The following is a 2,372-nucleotide window of genomic DNA, read 5'->3' on the forward strand; positions in this document are numbered from 1 at the left end:
GCATTGGGATGGGCGGGCTGGGTCCCATCCGGGCAGTTCTTGCACGCCTTCTTCTGGGCCGCCTTGGCGGCGCCATCCGAGGCCCGGCGCGCCCGGACCGCGGCCGCCGCGCGGGCCTTCGCCGCTTCCTTCGCCTTGTTGAGGTTGGCGGTGGCCACCGCGATGGACTTGCGGAGGTTGGAGATGCGCTTGGCGAGCTTGGCGCCCTTGGCCGTCTTGGCGAGTGCATCTCCCGCGTAGGGAATCATGGACACCAGGGACAGCCCCGCGCCGACGAGGTCGCCCTTGGCGAGGCTCATGGCTGCGCTGATGCCGTCCGAGATGGGCGTGGGGTCCGCGATGCCCGCGACATCCACCGCGGCCTGCGCCAGGTCCGAGGTCAGCGCGTCCTGCAGCTTGCTCAGCTGGCCCTCGGCGCCCTTGATGGCGGCATCGTTCTTGAGATGTGCACCCATGACACTCAGTCCTGCTGCTCGCGCAGCTCCGGAAACCACGCATCGGGGTCGTACTGCTTCTCGGCTTCGTCCCAGGCCTTCTCGGGGACCGAGTCGAACAGCCGGTTCATCCGCTCCGGCTCGGGGACGCGCGTGTCCCGCAGCGCCTTGCGGATGTCGGGGTGCTCGTCGAAGTTCGGAGCGATGTGGAACATGACCGACACGAACGAGGCCAGCACCTCCGCGGACTGGAGGCCGTGGGAGCGCCCCCGTTCGAGCCCGTTGATGATCATCTCCCGCAGCAGGTCCGGCTCGATGCGGTCGATGAGTCCCGGGCTCTCCTCCTGGAGGTGCTGCACCATGAACTCGGCGAACTCCTTCGGGTCATGCAGGAGGAAGGCGTCAAGCTGGACCTTGGAGATTCGGAGCATGGGAGGGAACCTGGGAGGGCTGGGCGTCGAAGACGCACAGGGTGGCGTCGGAGGACTCAACGAAGAAGCGCTTCACCGCCGTGCCGAACAGCTCGGCCCGGTGCTCGGGCGTGCAGGTATCCAGGAAGACGCGGAGCACGCGCGGGTCATAGAAGCGGAAGTACAACGAGCGGCCCAGCTCGTCCTCGACGAGCAGGAAGCGCCGGAAGTGCCGGCGCAGCTCGCGGAAGGACAGCTCGGAGGTGACGAAGACGCCCCACGCCTTCCCCCAACCCTCCTCCAATAGCCGGCCAAGCAGCTCCGAGCCGGGAGGCAGGGCCACGAGGTAGGGAGCGACCTCGGCCAACGCGTCACCCTCCGGGCCCGTGTAGAGGGAGGCACGCTGCTCGTCGGCGCTCCCCAACATCTGCAGGATGCGCTCGCTCCGGGCGGCATCCAGCAGCGCGAACAGGGGGAACTCCTGCTGCTCCAGCACCGGGTGGACCGTGGAAGCCTTCGTGGGCGCGTCGCCATCATCCGCGCCCTGGCCGGCTCCGCCTCTTGAATCCGCACTGCTCACGCTATCTCCCGTCATGACCCGCGCCGCTCACGTCACTTGCCCGGGCAGCGCTCGACGAACGGGCTGCCCTCCACCGCCGCGGCGCGGAGCGCCTGCACCTGCGCGGACGAAGACGCGCCCGGGGCCTCCAGCTTGACCTTCGCCCCCTTGAACTTGATGTCCGCGCCATCGAGCGTGAACGTCTTGGCGAAGATCTTGATGTTGCCGGACTTCTCCACCCGCAGGGCGACGTTGCCGTTGACCGAGACGGAGAGCTGATCCGCCGTCACCTCGAACTGCTTCGCGAGCCAGGCGGTGGCCTCTTTCACGTCGGTCGAGGACTTCTGGGTGACCTGCTCCGTGAGGTCGCGCGCGACCGTCAGGCTGATGCCCTTCTTCACCTCGGTCTTCCAGTCGCCCCCGACCTTGACCTGCTTGTCCTTGGAGACCATCTCCTGGCGGGAGCCAGCCACGACTTCCGTGTGGGCCGCGCCCACCTCCATCGCCTTGGCGCCTCCGGTGGCCTCGTTGTACGCGAGCCCCACATTGACGCTGTAGCCCCCGCCAATGGTGGTGGCCTTCGCCAGGGCCACGTTCTCCATGGCCCCCTGGGACACCACCGCGGTGAGAGTCCTCCCCACCGTCATGGCCTGGTTGCCCTCGACGGACTCGTCGTGGCTGCCCTCCACGGAGGTGTCGCGGTTCTTCCGGACGAGCAGCGTCTGGTTTCCCTCCACCACGCCGGCATCGTCCTTGATGACCTTCAGCGTCTGGTTTCCCTCCACCGTGCGCTTGCGGTCCTTCTTCACCAGCAGGTCCTCGTACCCCTTCACCTCCTGGTCCTTGTCGTTCTCGGTGAGGAGGTCCTCGTCCTTCTGCGCGTGCGTGAAGACTTCCTCCTCGCCCGTCGCGTCTTCAATCCGCACCTCGTTGAAGCCGTTGCTGCCCAGGCTGGAGGCGCTCTTGCGC

4 protein-coding genes are annotated in these 2,372 nt (G+C 67.6%); all 4 read right to left on the reverse strand.

The window, feature by feature from the left end:
• Window positions 1-455: hypothetical protein (locus HG543_RS53120; RefSeq protein WP_211194803.1), on the reverse strand; the 455-nt coding region annotated here is incomplete at its 3' end.
• A 5-nt stretch (window positions 456-460) separates the two neighbouring features.
• A complete protein-coding gene (locus tag HG543_RS53125; RefSeq protein ID WP_169352599.1) occupies window positions 461-865 on the reverse strand; it encodes a hypothetical protein in 405 nt (134 codons plus the stop codon).
• Window positions 837-1,424, reverse strand: a complete 588-nt coding sequence (locus HG543_RS53130; protein WP_343073672.1) for a DUF4123 domain-containing protein — start codon at window positions 1,422-1,424, stop codon at window positions 837-839. The genes HG543_RS53125 and HG543_RS53130 overlap by 29 nt, the downstream gene beginning before the upstream one ends.
• A 32-nt stretch (window positions 1,425-1,456) precedes the next feature.
• A partial coding sequence (locus HG543_RS53135; protein ID WP_439332627.1) for a bacteriophage T4 gp5 trimerization domain-containing protein occupies window positions 1,457-2,372 on the reverse strand: 916 nt, incomplete at its 5' end.

Origin of the sequence: Pyxidicoccus fallax (assembly GCF_012933655.1) — a bacterium.
Taxonomy (GTDB): Bacteria; Myxococcota; Myxococcia; order Myxococcales; family Myxococcaceae; genus Myxococcus; species Myxococcus fallax.

Coding starts and splice junctions, on each gene's coding strand:
- HG543_RS53125 (WP_169352599.1), bottom strand. CDS start 865: ATGCTCCGAATCTCCAAGGTCCAGCTTGACGCCTTCCTCCTGCATGAC.